Genomic DNA, 15396 nt, shown 5'->3' with positions numbered 1-15396 from the left:
CTATATTATTAATTCCATTTTCTATTTATTCTCTTATCCATTGTATTTAGGATATTCGTTGCATAATAATTTGTAAGGTTTTTCATCCTCTATTATTTCAGGAAATCTTCCTACTTGTTCATAAAACCTATTGTCATTATCATCATCATTAACTTCAGAAACTTCTCCCACTAATACATCTCCAGTATTTTCTTTTACAGAAAATTTATGATATTGATATGGCTTTAAGGTAATACTTTGTCCAGGATTTAATTCAACACTTTCTCCTGCCTTTACATAATATTCTCTTCCATCAGATTCTACTAAGACATCATCTTTAGAAAAATTTCCATCGTCATCATTATAAACAGTTATAAGCAAAGTTCCTCCGCCTCTGTTTATAATATCTTCTGTTTTTTGCCAGTGAAAATGAAACGGAAATTCTTGATTTTGCTTTATCATAATATATTTTTCTGCATATTTTTTGAAGAAGATTTATTTATATTTCCATTTCTACAAGTAAATAATGAAAAACCTATATTTTCAAAATCATCTAAACCAGCATCGGTTATATCCCATCCAAGTTTATTATCTCTGATTATGTCATATTCATTATTTTTATCTTTCCAGTCTTCAGTTGACCAATATGCAAAATCAGGTAGATATACATTCATTTTCTTCAAAAATTTTTCCATATCTTTTATTGCTTTATTAATTTGTGATCTTTTCATATAACCTCTCTAATTTATGAAAAACTTAAATTTTCTAGCTCATCATTATTATCTTTTTTATTCTCAAAATTTGTTACTTTTTTATTTTTAAAAATTGTAACAAAATAGCAAATACTAAAGATCCTACTAATAAAGAAACTAACCACAATAAAGGTTTGTTAATTCCAGGTAACGCTACCAATCCACCTGATGGAACTTTTGATTCAATATTCCAAAGTCCAACTAATCCACCACTTACACCAGCACCAACAGCTGTGCATATAGTTATTCTTAATAAATTATTCAATATTATTGGAAATGAACCTTCTGTTATTTGAAAACATCCCATAATGAATGCTGTTTTTAAAGAATCAACCTCTTGTTGTGAAAATAAATCTTTTTTGCCGATGATTTTTGATAAGAAATATCCAATTGTTAATCCAAATGGTGCAATCATACTCGCTTGAATCAAATTACATATAGGACCACCAAATCCTTCGGACAAAGCAGCTGCTGAAAATGTAAATACAACCTTATTTATTGGTCCACCATAATCTACCGCAGATAAAACTCCCACTACAACTCCAAAATCATAGAATATTCTGGCTTAGAGCTTAAACTTTTAAGAAGTGAATTTACACTTTCTGTCAACCAAATTATAGGAACTCCAATTATATATTGCATCAAAATAGCTATAATCAAACTTACTATTAAAGGTTGAATTAATTGAGGCATAAGTCCTTGCATCCACTTTGGAAGTTTTAAATTACTTAAAACTATTTTTGTTAAATATCCAGCTAAAAATCCTACTACTATACCACCTAAAAATCCATAACCATTTGTCTTACATAAAACACCCAAAATAATTCCTGGTGCTATTCCAGCTTTGTCCGCTATAGAATACGCAATTCCAGTTGATATGACTATAGGTATAAAGCCTAATCCATTAGCTCCCAATGTGCTCAAAGCATCATTTAAATTAATAAATCCACCATCTATCTCAACAACTTTTCCACCTAAAATATTTCCAATTACCATAAGCATTCCTGCCGCAGATACAAAAGGTATTAGATAGGATATGGCTGTCATGACATGTTTTCTAATATTTAATTGTTTCATTTTATTTCTCCATTAATTTTTCTATTTTTTCAATCAATTTATCAGATGATTGAACAACTGTGCTAGTTGAAATTTCTATTATTTTTTGCCATCAAAACGATTTCTCTTTGATACAGAAACATCTACTGCTAAAATTACTACATCTGCTTCTTTTATTTCTTCTTCGGTAAGCTCATTTTCAATTCCAATAACTCCTTGCGTTTCAACTTTTATTTCATGTCCTCTTTTGCAAGCTGCATTTATTAACTTTTCTTTCGCTAAATATGTATGAGCTATACCAGCAACACACGCACAAACACCAACTATTTTCATCCCTAACTCCTAAAACAATTTTTATTTCTTCTTTAGAATCCGCACTTAACAATTTTTTTAATATATCTTCATTTGCTAAATTAGAAGCTACTTTTGATAGTAATTTCAAATGTTCATCTGCAAAGTTCTTATCATTCTTTACAACAAATAATATAACTATCCTTACTCCATTATTATCTAAACTTTCCCATTCAATTTCCTTATTTAATTTCCCAATCGCTATTGTTGTTTCGTTTACATAATCACTTTGCCCATGAGGTATTGCAACAAAATTTCCAATGCCTGTTACTCCGAGTTTTTCCCTTTCTAAAACATCTTTTACAAAACCATCCACTTCTGAAATATATTCGTTTTCTTTCAAAACTTTAGATAATTTTTCTAATACTTGAATTTTAGATTCTGCCTTTAAGTCATTTAAAATCAAATTGTCATCTAATATTTTGTCAATTTCCATATTTCCTCCTTTCGTTTTAGCAAATACAAAATATATTATTACATAAATTGTACTTTATATTTTTTTATGTAATACCATTTCATATTTATATAATAACACTAATTATAAAAATGTCAATATGAAACTATATTTTTTATTTTGCTATTTTATATAATGTAATATAATTACATAGAGGTGTATTATGACTAAATTGGATAAAAATGAAAAAGTTATTGATATTTTAAAAATAATTACAAAAATCTTTTTAAAGCAGAAAAATAGTTGCGGATTATATAATCAACAATCCAAACAAAGTAACTCTTATGAGTGTAAAAGAAATAGCAAACGAAACAAAAGTAAGCGATGCAACTGTTGTTAGAATGTGTCAACATTCTGGTTTTGACGGTTTTTACCAAATGAAAATTTTACTTTTAAGAGATATTGGTGAAGGAAATCAAAATGATATTGCCGATTTTCAGGATAAGCCAATAGAATTTTTTTAAATAGAAAAAAAGTTTAATAAACACTATTAACAAAGAAGATAATATAAATAATATAAAAAAATTAGTAAGTAAATTATTAGACAGCAACATAACCTTAATAGCCGCCACAGGAAATACTCTGCCCGTTGCCCTAGATTTAGAATTTAGACTAAATAGACTAGGCATAAAAACTTTTACAACTTCTACTAATGAAAGATTATTAAATTATACAAGTAACTTAAATGAAAATGATTTTTTAATTACGATTTCAAAATCTGGTTTATCAAAAAATATATTAAAAGTTAGCGATATAGCTAATAACAAAAATATAAAACAAGCTTGTATCACTTCAGAAATAAATTCCAGTTTATCTGAAAATTCAGATATTACAATATTTTCAGGTAAACTTTATAATGATATAAATGACTCTTATAATGGTTTAGAATCTCATATAGGAGAATTTATAATTAATGATATAATTATAGCCTTTGTTGCTTCAACAAAACATAATAAAAATCAACTGCTACAATCTCAACAACTAGAATACGAGTTTTTCTCTTCTTTAAAATTATAATAATTTATAATTATAATTTATTTAGAAATCTTTCCTATTCTCATCTGAAATTAATAAAATAAAAAAGGGCTGTTGAAAAATGATGTGTACCCTCCCTACTGGGTTATCCAGTAAAGAGGGTACACATCATTATTTTTCTGCCTTTTTTTGTTGAATAAAAAAAGTTAATCATTTAAAAATTAAGGAAAATAAAGAGAAACCCATCTTGAGCTTGTCGAGAGATCTCTTTTGTTTTACTTTATATTTAAATTTAACCTATTCCATTGAGATTTCGATCCTTTCATTCGATTTAGATGGGTTTTATATTTTATTTTCACCTATCAAATCTCCTAAATAATATATATACTAAAATTACACTAATCAAAGAAATTCCAATAACATAAATGTAGCCAAAATTCCATTTTAATTCTGGCATATTTTCAAAATTCATCCCATACCAACCAGTTATTATCGTGATTGGTGTAAAAATTGTCGTTACAACTGTCAAAACTTTCATGGTGTTATTCATAGAAAGGTCCATTTTTGATGTGTAGGAATCTTTAACATTTGTAATATATCCGCTTAGGTAGGAAATATTTGAAGAATATCTTTCCACCCTAAATAAAACCGATTTTAAATGTTTTATATCGTCATCATCAAAAATTTCATTTTCATTTTCCATTAAAACTTCCAAGGTATCTAGAAGTCTTTCGTATGATGCATACAAATTTAGAGCCTTATGCCTATTGTCAGAAATTATTCCTATGCTATCTCTGTTTTTTTTATTTTTTATTATCGCATCTTCCACAGCTGCTGTTGAATTTTTTATTTGATCAAATATTCTTGTGTGGTTGTTTACCAGAGCTGTAATAAAATATTTCAAAAGCCTTCCAGGAGATCTTGCTGAAAATTTCTTTGTTAGCATCTTCCTAAATGCCTCTGTTGTCGATTGGTCTCTGTCATACAAGTCAACAATTATAAGTCTGTTGTTTTCTATATAAAATCCTATAAGATCTGAAGTTTCAAGATTTCCCATAATGTCTAATAATTCTAAAATTGCAAATGTATAATTATCTTCCACTGCCATATAAGATTTTTTGGCTGTATCTGACAAGAGCAAATCAATTATAGCATCATCCAAATTATAAGTTTTTGCAAAATCAATAAAACTAGCCTTGCCCAAATACATCAAATAAAAATCATCATCTTCTATAACATCATAAAAACTAGAAATATCGGTTTGTTCAAAACCATTATCCGTGTCAAATTTATAAATATAATCCATTTTTTTCTCCTTAAAATCGGGAAACTTTTCTTTTACATTATGACTATATGAATTATCGATAAAATTTCAACGATTTAAAGCTTAATTTATAGATATTATTTTTAAAAATAAAAAATAAGAATCCTTTATTCAACGATTTTTTACAAACGTCTAAAAAAGATTCTTATTTTTATAAACATATTATAGTTCTTTATTTTCAAAAATTTTTATGGAAATAAAAACCGAAATTGAGTGGACTATTATTGTTATGACAAAAATTATTAAGGATAAAAGTGTTTTATCCATTGTTAAGCCCTTATTTACATATTCTAAAATCCATTCTTTATTTGATGAAATTGTTGAGAAAAATGCAAATACTACAAAATATAAAATTACAAAAACCAGTCTTGCTTTTTCTGCCCCAAATTTATACATTAATGGAAGTTCAACTACTCCAACTATACTTGTTACAAAAAATAGGGATGATATAAGCAAAATTAAGGGAATTTCTTTTGTAAGTGGGTTTTTATTAAATCCTACAAGAAATGACAAGGCCATTGCAAAAATAGACATAAACCAAATTATGGCATATCTTGAAAATACAATTTTTTTCCTAGAAATTCCACTTGAAATCAAATATTTATTTGTTGAATATTGGTTGTCGATTCCAAAGACCATTCCCAAAAGTATTATTGGAATTAGAATAAAAAATAAGGGAATCAAAACCAGTTGATTTTCTTTGTAAAAATAAATACCCAAAGCAATTATTATTACAAATTGTAAAAGCAAAGCGTTTTTTATTGAAATCAAATCTTTATATATCAAGGCTTTCATTGTATTTCTCCTTTATCATATAAACCATAATTTCCTCTATACTCACATTTTCTACTTCAAGATTTTGAGGAATTAATTCTTTTTTGACCAAACATTCTTTTCCAAATTTATAATCTCTTACTGCAATTATGGAATTTTTATCAATACTTTCAAATTCTTCTTTTGAAAGAGAAACTAGGCCATAATCTTCCTTTAATTTATCCTTATTCTCAACAAAAATTAGCTTTCCCCTATGTAAAAAGGCAATTTCATCTGCAATTTTTTCTAAATCTGACAAAATATGGGATGAAATCATAATGCTTTTGTTTTCATCTTGGATAAATTCTAAAAGTATATCCAAAATATCATCCCTTGCCACAGGATCAAGCCCACTTGTCGCCTCATCCAAAATCAAAAGCTCTGCCTTGTGGCTTAATGCCAAAATCAAAGACAATTTCATCTTCATTCCTCTAGAAAAAGTAGAAATTTTCTTTTTTTCTGGAAGCTTAAATCTTTTTAAAAGCTTATTAAAAGTTTCTTTTTCCCAAAAATTTCCATAATACATGGAGTGAAATTTTTCAACTTCTTTAATATTTAACTCTTGGGGAAAGAAAAAATCTTCAAAAACAAAGGCGATTTTTTTCTTCTCATCCTCAGTCAAATCTTCAATTTTTTTGCCGAAAATATAAATTTCACCAGAATCTTTTTTCATATCGCCCAAAATCAATTTGATTGTAGTAGATTTTCCAGCTCCATTTTCTCCAATATATCCTACAATAGATCCTCTTTTGATATTTAAATCCAAAGGTCCAAGATAAAAATCATTCAAAGATTTTTTTAGACCTTTTATTTTTAATATATCATCCATCTTCTTCCTCCAATATATCCATAAGAGAAATAATTTCTTTTTTTGAAATTCCTGCAAGTTTAGACAATTTGATAATTTCTTTTAGATGATCTTCAATTTTTATAGAAAATTTTTCCCTGATTAATTCTGGATTTTGATCTTTTACAAAATTTCCCTTTCCTGGAACAGAATTAATAAGTCCATCTTTTTCAAGTTCATCATAAGCCCTTTTCGTTGTAGCTACACTAACTCTAAGCTCTTTTGCCAAAAGTCTAATAGAAGGAAGAGGCTTATCCTTTTCTATCTTATCATTTAAAATTGCGTCTCTTATTTGATTTTTGATTTGTAAATATATGGGATCTTTACTCGAGTATTTGATCTTAATATCCATTTATTCCTCCTACTGTTCATAGTGTACCTTAACAGTTGAAAAGTGTCAAGATATACAAATAAAAAAAGCTTGGTTAAAACCAAGCTAATTTTTATTGAATATCATCTAAAAGCTCTGTCAAAATATAGCCTTGGTATTCTCCATAGCTTACTTTTGACCATTCGCCTACTATTTCTGATCTTTCTATTTGTGTTCCGGGTTGGATTGTTGCTACAATTTCTGAATCTGTGTTTGTTTGTCTTCTTATATTTGAAATATCTTTTACTGTGAATATTCCATAAGCTTGTTTTGGCTCTTTATCTTTATCTTTTTCTTTTTTATTTTTCTTATCTTTCTTTTCTTCTTTTGTTTCTTTTTTGTCTTCTGTTTCGTTTGATTTATTTTTTTCATCAAGATTTTTTAGACTTGCAAGATTATTTGAAGAAGAATTTTCGTTTGTTTCGTTTTTCTTTTTGAAGGTTACTTCTGTTGAAACTTTATTTGATATTTGGCTTTCTTCTGGATGTCTTTGGGATACATATTCTTCTTTTGAACATGCTGAAAGTGTTAAGCTCAAGGCTAATATTAATAAAATTTTCTTTTTCATTTTTCCTCCTTAATTATCCGTTGTTATTATTCCCGAAATTTGGGCATTTACATTTTCAAGTTTTCTTATTGATGAATTTAATTTTTTTCTTCTGAAATCTTTTTTTCTGGCAAAAACTATAACTGAATCTGCGAGTCTTGGATAAAAATTTGCATCGTCGTATTTTTCGTTATCTGCTGTATCTAAAAATATAAAATTATATTTTTCTTTTAGAGAATCAAAAATATTTTCTATCCTATCATAGTTTAAAATGCTTGGATTTATTTCTCTTTGTTCTGGTGCAAGAATTAGGTCAAGATTTTTTTGGAAATGATCTTTTACTATGAAATTTTCATAAGGTTTTTCCTTTTCCAAAATATCAAAAAATCCTCTATCAAATTCAATATCGCACAAATCTCCCATCATTGGATTTCTAAAATCAGCTTCTATAATAATTACCTTGTAATTATCTTTTGCCAATGCTCTAGCTAAATTTAAAATCAAAGATGACTTGTTTATCTTTTCATTTGATGATACAAATTGTACCAAAGAATTTTTATCTGCAATTTTCAAAAAATTATTTTTTAAGGATTCAAAAGATTTTTCTATCTCCTTCGCCTTATTTTTATTAAACATCTAAATCACCATCATCATATTTTGGCATATCTGCAATTATTGTATAGTCTTTGTTGTTTTCTTTGTTTTGATATAATCTAAAATCTTCATCTTCCTCAGCTGATAAATCTTCATTAGAATTTATATCTTGGGATAATTCATTGTCTTCGTCGTCGTAGTATTCTTGTACTAAATTTCCATCTTCATTTATATAAGATTCTTTTACATTATCATAATCATTTTCATAATCGTATTCTTCTTTATCATCATCTTTTGTAAATACGACTTTTCTAATTTCTTTTTCTTCAACATATTCTTCTTCATCATTATTTTTTGAATTTCTAATTGACACTACAAGTGAACCGAAAATAAAATATGTTATAAAAGCTGCAAGTCCAACTTTTAGTGAATCTTTTTCGCTCGTTTTTGCTAAACTTGCATTTGGATAAGCCTTGTCAATTACTACCGCATCAGCTTTGTAAAGTTGATTAATTACTGCAACTGTAATTTCTGCATATTCATCTGCTATATCTTCTGCCCTAAGTTTTATAGAATCTTTTACATTTATATTTAAAATATGGGTATTGGCAATTGCTTGTATTTGAATTTTTTTGTCAAGTTCGCCAGGATCCATATCAAGTTTTAAATTTTCAATTACCCTTTTTTTGATAGCATTTGAATTTACAGTTTCTGCATAAGTGTAAGCAGTTTTATCATCATCTTTTATTTTTTCATTAGAGGTTGTAAGGATTTTTGATTGAGCCTTATAAGTTTTTATACCAAACTTATCAAACAAAAAATAAAATCCTATTCCAATTATAAGGCCAAAAACCAAAGCCTTTGGTATTACGCTAAATACTGATTCTTTCTTTTTCATTATCTCCTCCGAAATTTCTGTAATTTATTTTTATTTAAATTATTTTTATTTTTCAAAACTCTTATTCTAATTTTACACTATAAGGAAAATTTTTTAAAGTTTTGCCAAAGCAAAAAGGCGGGTTTCCCCACCTCAGATTTCTAACAACATATCAAATCCTCATGCAAAGAATATCATACGGAAAAAATTGACTTGATTTCAAATTGAAAAAATCCGTCAAAAATCGCACTGTTTGAGCGTAAGTGAGTTTGCGATTTTAGGATTTTGAAATTTAGAAATCAACAATTTTTGAAGTTAGATATTCGTGCTTGAGGATTTGTTATCTCCTGAAGTGAATCTTCCCACCTTTTATTTTTTAAAATTTTATTTAATTATTAGAAAATATAAAAATACAATTACTGCAAGGACAATTCTATATTTTCCAAAAATAATGAAGTCATTTTTTTGTACGTAAGAAATAAATTTCTTAATTACTATATAAGCAACTATAAAACTTAAAATCATTCCTATAAGAATTAAAATCCATTCATATCCTGAAAATCCTGATACATTTTTTACAACTTTTAAAAGAGTTGCTCCAAGCATAGTTGGAATTGCCAAAAAGAATGAAAATTCTGCACTAGCTGATCTTGAAAGTCCCAAAATCATTGCTCCAATTATTGTCGCAGCTGACCTTGATGTTCCTGGAATCATTGCAAGAACTTGAAAACATCCTATAAAAAATGCTGTTTTATAAGAAATTAATGAAATATTATCGACTCTTTGTCTGTTTTCTTTTTTGTTTTTATTTTCAATTAAAATTATTCCAATACCCCAAACAAAAAGCATAAGGGCAACAACCATTGGATTAAATAAATACTCATCAATTATATCGTCAAATAAAAATCCCAAAATTCCTGCTGGTATTACTCCAACTATAACTCTTTTCCAAAGCTCAATTGTTTCTTTGTAAGGATGAGTTAATCTATAATAAAATTTTGATTGGCCATTTAATTTCGCATAATTTTTTGGAAAATATCTTTTTGTTTTTTCAAAATCCCAAGGATTTAATTTAGAAAAATACAAAACAACTACTGAAAGTATTGCTCCAAGTTGAATTATTACATTAAAGGCGTTGGCAAATTTTTCTGGTTCAAGTTTTACAAACTCATTTACCAAAATAAGATGACCTGTTGATGAAACAGGCAAAAATTCTGTAACTCCTTCTACAATAGAAAGAATTATTACTTTTAATAAATCTAAAATCATTTTTCAAATTCCTCCATGAATGAATGTTCTTTACCATTTATTTTATATCCCAAAACCATATCGCAATTTACATTTTCAGCTGATCTTAGGATTGATTTTTCTACATTTGGTATTTCTTCTTTTAAATCTTCAATAAGATTTTTTATTTTTTTTCTTGTATAAGACTCACTTTTTTTTGTAACAGTGCAAGCACAATTTAAGGCACTTAATCCTACATAATCACGCCAAGCTATTACATCTTTTTCTTCTATAAAATACATGGGTCTTATAAGCTCCATATCATCAAAATTTTGCGCCAAAAGTTTTGGCTTCATTGTTTTATAATTTCCAGCATACAAAACATTCATCAAAGTCGTTTCGATTGCATCGTTCATGTGATGGCCCAAGGCAACTTTATTACAACCAAGCTCTTTTGCCTTGGCGTATAAAAATCCCCTCCTCATTCTCGCACACATATAACAAGGATAGTCTCCAGAAATTTTTTCGCTAATTTCAAAAACATCCGAATCGAAAATTTTTGCTGGAATATTTAAATATTTTAAATTTTTCTCCAACAAATCTCTGTTTTCTTTATCGTAGCCTGGATCCATGCAAATATATTCAACTTCAAAATTTACATTTGAATGTTTGTGCAATTCTTCAACAAGTTTTGCTGTCAAAAGTGAATCTTTTCCACCAGAAATCGCACAAGCGACCTTGTCGCCCTCATTTATTAATTCATATTTTTTTACAGCTTTTATAAATTTTGACCAAAGCTCTTTTCTATATTTTTTTATAATTGATCTTTCAATTTCTACTAATTCCATCATAACTCCACTATGCTTGAAGGTTCGTTTCTTTTTGCAACTTCCAATTGTATATCTTTATTTGTGTCTAGTCCGCAGGATTTTAGGTAATTATCTACAGTTATCCTGCAAAGTTCTTCTGAATTATTTGTTTCAGACAAGTGAGCAAGAAAAATTTTTTCATTTTTGCCTTGAAGGGCATCAGCCAAAGATTTTGCCGATTGTTCATTTGATAAATGTCCCATCTTTCCCATAATCCTAACTTTCATCGAATAAGTATAGGGACCTCTTTTTAAAGCATCAAGGTCATGGTTTGCCTCAAAATAATAAACATCTGATCCCTTTATCTCATTTAAAATTCTCTCATCAATTATTCCCGTATCAGTCAAAACCGTAATTTTTTTATTATCCAAATACAAAATAAAACCAACTGGTTCATTTGCATCGTGATGAATTGATATTGGAAAAATATCAAAAGAATTGAAATTAAAAAAAGAATTCGATTTGAAAATTTTTATATTTTCATCTTTTAATTTCCCAGCATTTTTAATAAAAGAAAGCCAGGTTCCCTTGTTGGCATAAATTGGAATATCATATCTTCTGCTCATGACAGATGCTCCCTTTACGTGGTCGATGTGTTCATGAGTTAAAAAAATTGCATCCAAATTTTTTGGATTTTCGCCAATTTGAGATAAAAGATTTTCAATTTTTCGTCCCGAAAAACCACAATCAATCAAAATTTTTGATCCCTTGTGTTCAACAAAAACAGAATTTCCCGAAGATCCTGAAGCTAGAGAGCAAAATTTACTCATAATACTTCCTATCTTTTTTATTTTACAAAATTTATTTTAACATAAAAATATGTAAGATTTTAGAAAAATCTTACATAAATAACTAATCATATAATACTGGTTTTTTCGCTCTTTTCAATTTTAATTGGCAAAAAATATTTTTTCTAAAATATCACAAACTCCATCTTCATCGTTTGAATAATTTGAAACAATATCAACCATTTCTTTTACACTTTCTCTCCCATTTCCGCAAGTTGCAGAAACTCCTGCCATGTTTAGCATAGTTTTGTCATTATTTGAATCGCCAATAGCAAGCGTTGATTTTAAATCAACATTTAAAATTTCGCACAATCTTTTTAAAGCCTGACCCTTGTCAGCCTCCTTGTGCAAAACTTCAAAAACTTCTGGCACATTTCTTACTGTTTGATAAGTTTTTAAAAGTATTTCATTATAATTTTTTTCAAATTCATCAACAGCATCTTTGTTTCCAGTTATGGTAATACTATCAACCCTTTGACTCATATCTTTCTCATCAATTTTTTCAATAGGCATTTTTAAAATTTCAGATTCAAATAAAAAATATTTATTTACCTTTTCGCTATTGCTATACAAATTATATTTATTGTAAATTCCTATTTGAAGCTTATCGTTTATTATCTTTTTAAGATTTAAATAATCTCCCATGCTTAAAATTTTTTTTGAAACATCCGACTTGTCCTTATTTTTAATTATAAGAGAGCCAGTATTTGTTATAGAATAATCATCATCAGAATTTAATTCCAAATCATCAAGTATCCAAGAAAATCCACCAAGAGGTCTTCCAGTAGCAATAACTACAAAAATCCCCTTTGCTCTCAACTTTTTAATAATTTCAAAATTTTTCCTAGAAACTTTTTTATCCGAATTTAAAAGAGTTCCATCAAGGTCAATAGCTACAAGTTTTATATTTTTTTCCATATTCACTCCTAACTTTCTTCTCTTTTTATTCTATCACATAAAATTATATATTTTAAAAAATAAAAATAAGCCTTAATGTAAAGGCTTATTAATAAAATTTTCTATTAATTTATTTTTATCATAAATTTCTTTTTCTATATTTTTATAATAATCTCTAAGATTTCTCTCATTTCTATATTTTTTTCCATTCATCAATTTTGAATTTGCATTCATGCCAAGGCCTATAATATTTTCAAGCTCTTCATTTATTAAAATATTATATCGTTGAGAAGTATTTTCTTTTTCATATCCAATATTTTCCAAATTTCCTATTATGTTTTTTTGCCTATAAAGATAATAGGGCTTGTAGGAATTTTCTTTTGTAAAAATTTCTATATCCTTTGCAATTTTTATACTTTCGCTTTCATTTCCATTTATATTTTCTTCGAAATATTTTGAGCCAACTTTCTGAGCCAGTGCATGGAAGGTTATATTATCTGGTTCTAATTTTTTTAAAATTTCAAAATTTTTAGAAAAACTTTCCCTATTTTCTCCATAAAGTCCAACTATAAAATCCATATTTACAATAAAACCAAGTTTTTTGGCATAGTCATAAATTTTAACAAAATTATAAAAATTGATTGGTCTGTTTATATTTTCCAAAACATTCACGCTAAAAGTTTGGGGGTTTAAGGAAATTCTTCCTACATTTTTTTCTTTAAACAAAGCTAATTTTTCAAAGTCAAGAGTATCTTCCCTGCCTGCTTCAAGTGTAAATTCATTGAAAATAAATTTTTCGTTGATTAAAGACAAAATCCTATCCAAATCTTTCACAGATAAATTTGATGGCGTTCCTCCGCCAAGATAAATTGTATCCAATTTTTCTGGCAAATTAATTTTTGAAATTTCTTCTAATAAAAAATCGACATAAAGATTTTTTTCTACTGTGTTTGACACAATAGTCGGATAAGAACAATACCTGCACCTTTGAGGGCAAAATGGAATATTTATATAAAGATTAAAATCTTTTGCATCAAATTTTAATTTGTCCTGACTTTCTTTTATAGCTTTTAATAAATTGATTTTATTATCTTTTAACTTGTAAATATTTTTCAAATCATCAAAACTATGATTTTTTAAAAGTTTTGAAGGCTTTGACCCTGTTAAAATCCCCCAATCAGAAGTTTTTTTGCTTTCTTTTTCCAAAATTTCAAAAAGAATTTGTTTTAATTTTAAATTTGAATCAAAAAAGTAGGACTTATTTTTATTTTCAATAAGTCCATTTTTTATCAATATATCAGGATTTTTTTCAACAAAAGAAAAATCTTCTTTGTCATAAAAAATATTTAAAATATCATATACAATTTTTCTTTGATTTTCATTTTCTAAATATATTTTCATATTTCTTTTACAATTTCTCTCGCCCAAACTTGGTCGATCATTGATGTTTCTTTGACATCAACAAAGGCTATGTATTTGTCATACAAAGTTTGATAAAGATCATCCACAAATGGCATTTTGAATTTTCCATTTTTTGTTACAATTATAAATTCATTATTTTTATAGTGCATAGCCAAAATATCTTCTTTTTTAAATTTAAAATCTGGACTTTGAATTAGGACAAACTTCATTATTTCAATTATATTATCAATTTTCCCATCATCGAAAATAGAAATTTTTTCCTTCAAATCAAGGTCATTTTTGCACATTCTTATTATAAAATCTTCTGCCTTATTTTTATTTAGCCTATCCAGAATTTTTAGGGAAGATTTGAAGGCTAGTTGATTTCTTTTTTGGATAAATTTAGGATCATTTACAAACATCAACTTCTTGTCATTATCTGTATAAACATATCTATAATTTAATTTAAATAATTTTTTGCAAGATGGACATTCAACAAGACCTACATTTTCTATAAAATCTTTGTCATTAAGAGAAAATATTGCAGTAGGCAAAGATTTTGTAAATTTTTCCTTACAAGATGGGCAAGATAAAGAAAAATCTTTATTTCTTGTATCAATATTATTTTTATTTTTTAAAAAATCCAAAAATTCTTCCAAAGATGAAAACACCAAATCTGCTTCATTTTTTATAAGCTCACTATCGTCCAAATCAACTATCAAAACTGCCACAGCACCACTTGCCTTTGCAGCTTTTATCCCAGAAAGAGAATCTTCCAAAATATAAGTTTTATTTTTATCAGCATTTAATTTTTCCATAGCAAAATTAAAAATTTCAGGATTTGGTTTGCCTTCAACAATATTATCCGAAGAAATTATCAAATCAAAATAATTTCTCACCCCTTCCCTATCAACCAAAAAATCTACCCTGTCTTTTTCAGAAGAAGACGCAAGAGCAAGTTTCTTATTATTTTTTTTCAAATAATCCAACAATTCCACCAAACCAGATTTTTTTAAAGAATAATCAATTTTTCCAAATTTTTCTTCCCTCAAATCATTTAAATCTTTTCTAATTTCTACAGCTTTTTTTCTGTCCATAGAAAATTTTTCAACCATATAAGAAATAGATTCATCCATTTTTCTTCCAGATAAAAGAATCTTATCTTCTAAATCAAAAGAAAAATTATTCTTTTTTGCAATCTCACGCCATGTTTGATAATAAAAATTTTCCGTATCAAACATAGTTCCATCCATATCAAATATAAAATAATCCATA

At 27.3% G+C, this 15396-nt stretch carries 19 protein-coding genes and 1 pseudogene; 2 read left to right on the top strand and 18 right to left on the bottom strand.

Annotated elements, in window-relative coordinates; translation table 11 throughout:
- Window positions 1–33: 33 nt before the first annotated feature.
- The 5 genes and pseudogenes from I6H46_RS03785 to I6H46_RS03770 all read right to left on the bottom strand — a co-directional run bounded on the left by I6H46_RS03785 (window position 34) and on the right by I6H46_RS03770 (window position 2574).
- A pseudogene (locus I6H46_RS03785) lies at window positions 34–653 on the bottom strand (D-lyxose/D-mannose family sugar isomerase).
- A 130-nt stretch (window positions 654–783) separates the two neighbouring features.
- On the bottom strand, window positions 784–1266 hold the full coding sequence (locus I6H46_RS09740) for a hypothetical protein (protein WP_234287414.1): 483 nt from the start codon (window positions 1264–1266) through the stop codon (window positions 784–786).
- Entirely contained in the window at window positions 1266–1808 is a 543-nt protein-coding gene (locus I6H46_RS09735; protein ID WP_234287413.1) for a PTS transporter subunit EIIC, read from the bottom strand. Before I6H46_RS09735 ends, I6H46_RS09740 begins: the two co-directional genes overlap by 1 nt.
- Before the next feature lie 78 nt (window positions 1809–1886).
- The gene (locus I6H46_RS03775) at window positions 1887–2120 is read right to left on the bottom strand and encodes a PTS fructose transporter subunit IIB (protein ID WP_267907456.1); all 234 of its coding nucleotides are present in this window, start codon (window positions 2118–2120) and stop codon (window positions 1887–1889) included.
- A complete protein-coding gene (locus I6H46_RS03770; protein ID WP_234287412.1) occupies window positions 2023–2574 on the bottom strand; it encodes a PTS sugar transporter subunit IIA in 552 nt (183 codons plus the stop codon). The genes I6H46_RS03775 and I6H46_RS03770 overlap by 98 nt, the downstream gene beginning before the upstream one ends.
- 302 nt (window positions 2575–2876) lie before the next feature.
- On the opposite strand from I6H46_RS03770, the gene I6H46_RS09730 reads away from it, so the two are divergent.
- Both I6H46_RS09730 and I6H46_RS09725 read left to right on the top strand, forming a co-directional pair.
- Window positions 2877–3056, top strand: coding sequence for a hypothetical protein (locus I6H46_RS09730; protein ID WP_234287411.1), 180 nt, complete (start codon window positions 2877–2879; stop codon window positions 3054–3056).
- 16 nt (window positions 3057–3072) lie between these two features.
- A complete protein-coding gene (locus I6H46_RS09725; RefSeq protein WP_325100620.1) occupies window positions 3073–3609 on the top strand; it encodes an SIS domain-containing protein in 537 nt (178 codons plus the stop codon).
- 313 nt (window positions 3610–3922) lie between these two features.
- Here I6H46_RS09725 and I6H46_RS03760 read toward each other — a convergent pair whose 3' ends face one another.
- From I6H46_RS03760 to I6H46_RS03700, 13 genes are all read right to left on the bottom strand, one after another.
- Complete coding sequence (locus I6H46_RS03760) at window positions 3923–4873, bottom strand: CorA family divalent cation transporter (RefSeq protein ID WP_019118890.1); 951 nt, start codon at window positions 4871–4873, stop codon at window positions 3923–3925.
- A 180-nt stretch (window positions 4874–5053) separates the two neighbouring features.
- Entirely contained in the window at window positions 5054–5686 is a 633-nt protein-coding gene (locus I6H46_RS03755) for an ABC-2 transporter permease (RefSeq protein WP_019118891.1), read from the bottom strand.
- Window positions 5667–6533: an ABC transporter ATP-binding protein gene (locus tag I6H46_RS03750; RefSeq protein ID WP_200226181.1), complete on the bottom strand. Its 867-nt coding sequence runs from the start codon at window positions 6531–6533 to the stop codon at window positions 5667–5669. Before I6H46_RS03750 ends, I6H46_RS03755 begins: the two co-directional genes overlap by 20 nt.
- Window positions 6526–6903, bottom strand: a complete 378-nt coding sequence (locus I6H46_RS03745; protein ID WP_004839873.1) for a GntR family transcriptional regulator — start codon at window positions 6901–6903, stop codon at window positions 6526–6528. The genes I6H46_RS03750 and I6H46_RS03745 overlap by 8 nt, the downstream gene beginning before the upstream one ends.
- A gap of 91 nt (window positions 6904–6994) precedes the next feature.
- Window positions 6995–7489: an SH3 domain-containing protein gene (locus I6H46_RS03740; RefSeq protein WP_019118892.1), complete on the bottom strand. Its 495-nt coding sequence runs from the start codon at window positions 7487–7489 to the stop codon at window positions 6995–6997.
- Window positions 7490–7498: 9 nt separating this feature from the next.
- On the bottom strand, window positions 7499–8104 hold the full coding sequence (locus tag I6H46_RS03735; RefSeq protein ID WP_200226179.1) for a CpsD/CapB family tyrosine-protein kinase: 606 nt from the start codon (window positions 8102–8104) through the stop codon (window positions 7499–7501).
- Entirely contained in the window at window positions 8097–8960 is an 864-nt protein-coding gene (locus tag I6H46_RS03730; RefSeq protein ID WP_019118894.1) for a YveK family protein, read from the bottom strand. The genes I6H46_RS03735 and I6H46_RS03730 overlap by 8 nt, the downstream gene beginning before the upstream one ends.
- Before the next feature lie 363 nt (window positions 8961–9323).
- Window positions 9324–10208, bottom strand: coding sequence for an undecaprenyl-diphosphate phosphatase (locus I6H46_RS03725; protein ID WP_019118895.1), 885 nt, complete (start codon window positions 10206–10208; stop codon window positions 9324–9326).
- Window positions 10205–11014, bottom strand: a complete 810-nt coding sequence (locus tag I6H46_RS03720) for a tRNA 2-thiocytidine(32) synthetase TtcA (RefSeq protein ID WP_019118896.1) — start codon at window positions 11012–11014, stop codon at window positions 10205–10207. The genes I6H46_RS03725 and I6H46_RS03720 overlap by 4 nt, the downstream gene beginning before the upstream one ends.
- Window positions 11014–11805, bottom strand: a complete 792-nt coding sequence (locus I6H46_RS03715; protein ID WP_019118897.1) for an MBL fold metallo-hydrolase — start codon at window positions 11803–11805, stop codon at window positions 11014–11016. Before I6H46_RS03715 ends, I6H46_RS03720 begins: the two co-directional genes overlap by 1 nt.
- Before the next feature lie 120 nt (window positions 11806–11925).
- On the bottom strand, window positions 11926–12741 hold the full coding sequence (locus tag I6H46_RS03710; RefSeq protein ID WP_019118898.1) for a Cof-type HAD-IIB family hydrolase: 816 nt from the start codon (window positions 12739–12741) through the stop codon (window positions 11926–11928).
- A 72-nt stretch (window positions 12742–12813) separates the two neighbouring features.
- Entirely contained in the window at window positions 12814–14121 is a 1308-nt protein-coding gene (locus tag I6H46_RS03705; protein WP_200226177.1) for a radical SAM protein, read from the bottom strand.
- Window positions 14118–15395, bottom strand: coding sequence for an HAD-IA family hydrolase (locus I6H46_RS03700; RefSeq protein ID WP_200226174.1), 1278 nt, complete (start codon window positions 15393–15395; stop codon window positions 14118–14120). The genes I6H46_RS03705 and I6H46_RS03700 overlap by 4 nt, the downstream gene beginning before the upstream one ends.
- Between the last annotated feature and the right edge of the window lies 1 nt (window position 15396).

The organism is Anaerococcus obesiensis (assembly GCF_016599815.1).
GTDB classification, from domain to species: Bacteria; Bacillota; Clostridia; order Tissierellales; family Peptoniphilaceae; genus Anaerococcus; species Anaerococcus vaginalis.
This window is presented reverse-complemented; position numbering and strand designations above follow the sequence as displayed.

Coding starts and splice junctions, on each gene's coding strand:
- I6H46_RS09735 (WP_234287413.1), bottom strand. CDS start 1,808: ATGAAACAATTAAATATTAGAAAACATGTCATGACAGCCATATCCTAT.
- I6H46_RS03775 (WP_267907456.1), bottom strand. CDS start 2,120: ATGAAAATAGTTGGTGTTTGTGCGTGTGTTGCTGGTATAGCTCATACA.
- I6H46_RS03770 (WP_234287412.1), bottom strand. CDS start 2,574: ATGGAAATTGACAAAATATTAGATGACAATTTGATTTTAAATGACTTA.
- I6H46_RS09730 (WP_234287411.1), top strand. CDS start 2,877: ATGAGTGTAAAAGAAATAGCAAACGAAACAAAAGTAAGCGATGCAACT.
- I6H46_RS03760 (WP_019118890.1), bottom strand. CDS start 4,873: ATGGATTATATTTATAAATTTGACACGGATAATGGTTTTGAACAAACC.
- I6H46_RS03755 (WP_019118891.1), bottom strand. CDS start 5,686: ATGAAAGCCTTGATATATAAAGATTTGATTTCAATAAAAAACGCTTTG.
- I6H46_RS03750 (WP_200226181.1), bottom strand. CDS start 6,533: ATGGATGATATATTAAAAATAAAAGGTCTAAAAAAATCTTTGAATGAT.
- I6H46_RS03745 (WP_004839873.1), bottom strand. CDS start 6,903: ATGGATATTAAGATCAAATACTCGAGTAAAGATCCCATATATTTACAA.
- I6H46_RS03740 (WP_019118892.1), bottom strand. CDS start 7,489: ATGAAAAAGAAAATTTTATTAATATTAGCCTTGAGCTTAACACTTTCA.
- I6H46_RS03735 (WP_200226179.1), bottom strand. CDS start 8,104: ATGTTTAATAAAAATAAGGCGAAGGAGATAGAAAAATCTTTTGAATCC.
- I6H46_RS03730 (WP_019118894.1), bottom strand. CDS start 8,960: ATGAAAAAGAAAGAATCAGTATTTAGCGTAATACCAAAGGCTTTGGTT.
- I6H46_RS03725 (WP_019118895.1), bottom strand. CDS start 10,208: ATGATTTTAGATTTATTAAAAGTAATAATTCTTTCTATTGTAGAAGGA.
- I6H46_RS03720 (WP_019118896.1), bottom strand. CDS start 11,014: ATGGAATTAGTAGAAATTGAAAGATCAATTATAAAAAAATATAGAAAA.
- I6H46_RS03715 (WP_019118897.1), bottom strand. CDS start 11,805: ATGAGTAAATTTTGCTCTCTAGCTTCAGGATCTTCGGGAAATTCTGTT.
- I6H46_RS03710 (WP_019118898.1), bottom strand. CDS start 12,741: ATGGAAAAAAATATAAAACTTGTAGCTATTGACCTTGATGGAACTCTT.
- I6H46_RS03705 (WP_200226177.1), bottom strand. CDS start 14,121: ATGAAAATATATTTAGAAAATGAAAATCAAAGAAAAATTGTATATGAT.
- I6H46_RS03700 (WP_200226174.1), bottom strand. CDS start 15,395: ATGGATTATTTTATATTTGATATGGATGGAACTATGTTTGATACGGAA.